Below are 2773 nucleotides of genomic sequence, written 5' to 3'. Positions count from 1 at the left end.
GGCGACGTCTGCTTGTCGCAACCTGATCACAGCGCAGGAACCCTACGTTTTCCTGGAGCCGTCGCTGAACGATGCCTACCCGCGGGTTGGCATCGTGTATGACGACAAGACGAACAAGGTGTGGAAAACGACCGATACGTTTCTGAAAGCGCAAGGGCTTGTTGTGCCTGGCTATAACAACACAAAGCCCAATGGAGAGGCCCGTGGCGTGGATGCATTCAGCGCCACGATCCAGCGCGCGACCATCATCAACGAGTGGGTTGCTGCGACAAAGGAAGGGGACACCGAAGCCGAGTGGGTGGTGACCTTCCCGACCAAAGCCTTCTATGTGGACCAGTTCGCCCATACTCAGGCGGCGATTGCGGACGGCACCACCCCTCTCAACAACCGCTGGGAGACCCGGTATTTTAAAGGCGGTGCCTATGTGGCTCTTGGCGCGACCCCGGCCGCTGAATATTTAGCGGCGCCGTATCGCCCCTTCAAGGAGAAATTTAGCGGGCAGTCGTGCAGTCAGGTGACCTTCACGCTCTTCGATCGGGATGAGGTCTCCCCGAACGCGCCTACCCCTGATACCATCATCGACTCGCCGGCCCCGGTGACAGTGGCCGAAGTGGACTCGTTGTGCTACGAAACGAACGTCCTGAAGTTCAGCGAGGACAGTGGGATATTCGGATCCGACCTGGCGAAGACGGTTGATGTCAGTGGTCTGGCTATGAAGAAGGGTTGGATGGAGCTGAATCTGGCCGTTGATGCCGAGGCGAAGACCGGGTTGCCCCTGACGGATGATGGGACGGCAGCCACGGCGTTCCAAGGCTTGCCGGTCATCGGTTTCATGATCAAGAGTCGTGATCGCGGTGATCCGGCGATCAACTATGTGAGCACCATTACGCACGCCTACACGCGTAAGACCGATACTTGGACGCAATGGAATAATTGATCGTTCCATGATGCCGGCTATTCCCGGGTGGGGATGGTCTGGCTCCTACAAATGGGTGGGGCCACCGGCCCCGGCCCCACCATTTTTTTGGGGAGACGATTGCCGATGCGGCCAGCGATGCTTGTGCTCACCATCACCTCAGTGTTTCAGCCTGTCTTGGCGGTAGAAGCACCCGAGGAGATAGCCGATGGATCCATCCTCAGCAGGGGCGGTGGTGTGGCGTTGACGCGCGCCGATTATGCGGATTCTTTCGCGGGCCTTGAGATACCGCCGGAGTTTCGTCAAGGCCTGTTGGCCAGTGACGAACGGTTACGGGAATTCGTGCTCGATTTCCACTCCGATAAGGCCCTGGCGCGACAGGCCGAGTCCATAGGTTTGGATGACGCCCCGGAGTTCAGACGTGCTCTGAATGTAGTTCGGGAACGGCTACTGGTTCGGGCCCTGATGGACCGCCAGCAGGTAGTCGCCGAGGACACCGAGGCGCCGGATTTTCTGGCCCTGGCGCGGGAACGCTACGCCGTCGATCCCGGTGTCTTCGCCGTCCCCGAACGGCGCAAGGCGGCCCATATCCTGATCCGGGATATAGTGCCGCGGGGCGAGAGCTGCCGGTGCGAACCCCCGATTACGATCGCGGATCTCCAGGCACGCTTGGACCAGGGGGCATCCTTCGCGGAGCTTGCAAATCAGTTCTCCGAGGATGAGAAATCCGCCGCCCAGGGCGGCCTGATCGATCTCTGGGTCACTAAAGAGAGTGACGAATTCGTGCGCCCCTTCCATGAGGCCTTATTCGCATTGCCACGCCAGGGGGATGTGAGCCCCCCGGTGCGGACTCAGTACGGAACCCATCTGATTCAATGGGCGGACACCGAGCCTGGCCGAATACCGGAGTTCCAAGAGGTCCGTAAGGCGTTGATGGCGCGTTTGCGCAGGGAATACGTGAAATCGAGACGATCCAGACTGCGTAGCCAGGCCTATCCGGACCTCGATTCGCTACGCCTGGATGAGATACGGGCCCTGCTCGAACAAGTCGAGCCCTCACACTGAGGTCAAGTGGATGTTCCTGTATGGTTTGAGGATCGCCAGGGCCTGTGTGTGGCTTGCGGCGCTTACCTTGATTGCGTGCGGAGAGGGACCCGGGTCCGCAGCGGATCCGGAGACCGCTCTAGGGCAACGGGTGCAGGAACGTTGGCAGGCATTACTGCGACGCGACTATAATGCCGCTTATGAGAATTACGTCTCACCGACCTACCGCGCGGTGTTTACGCAGCAGCACTTTTACCGCGGTTACGGCGAACAACTCCGGCGTGATCGGGTAGAGGTCGCCCGCATCGATTTCACCGATGAGACCGAATCGGCAGCCAAGGTACTCGTCAACATCTATTTCACCACCGAGGTGGGGGGCGAGCTCCGGCAACTGAGTGGCGAAGGCAAGGAGTACTGGACCAAGATCGAAGGCCAATGGTATCTGGTGCCTGAACCCGGCGGTGGGTTGTGACCGGCTTCGCTCGGCAATTGACCACGGACATTCCGCCAATTCTTTATGTTCGCTAATCTGAACTGAAAAACCAGGAGAGTTGACTGATGAAGACGTTTCGTAAAACACCCCTGAGCCTCGCCGTCGCGGCGTCCTTGGGCATGGCCGTTACCGCCTTCGATGCCGGTGCGGTCAATCTGGCGAAGGATGGTATCGGAGAGGTAGCCATCGCCCCTTATTACACCACCCGCAAGGGCTGGATGACCCTGATCAACCTGACCAACACCGAATCCAAACCGATCGTGGTCAAGGTCCGGATCCACGAGGGTCGCAATGCCCGTGACGTACTCGACTTCAACGTC

2 protein-coding genes and 2 pseudogenes are annotated in these 2773 nt (G+C 59.3%); all 4 read left to right on the top strand.

What is annotated here, in order from left to right:
- Nucleotides 1–937: pseudogene (locus E1958_RS20595) on the top strand (hypothetical protein); the annotation flags it as partial.
- 105 nt (nt 938–1042) lie between these two features.
- Nucleotides 1043–1981: a peptidylprolyl isomerase gene (locus E1958_RS19350; RefSeq protein ID WP_133513326.1), complete on the top strand. Its 939-nt coding sequence runs from the start codon at nt 1043–1045 to the stop codon at nt 1979–1981.
- A gap of 10 nt (nt 1982–1991) precedes the next feature.
- The gene (locus E1958_RS19345) at nt 1992–2432 is read left to right on the top strand and encodes a hypothetical protein (RefSeq protein ID WP_133513325.1); all 441 of its coding nucleotides are present in this window, start codon (nt 1992–1994) and stop codon (nt 2430–2432) included.
- An 86-nt stretch (nt 2433–2518) separates the two neighbouring features.
- A pseudogene (locus E1958_RS19340) lies at nt 2519–2773 on the top strand (hypothetical protein); the annotation flags it as partial.

It is taken from the genome of Candidatus Thiosymbion oneisti (assembly GCF_004359955.1).
Lineage (GTDB): Bacteria > Pseudomonadota > Gammaproteobacteria > Chromatiales > Chromatiaceae > Thiosymbion > Thiosymbion oneisti.
This window is presented reverse-complemented; position numbering and strand designations above follow the sequence as displayed.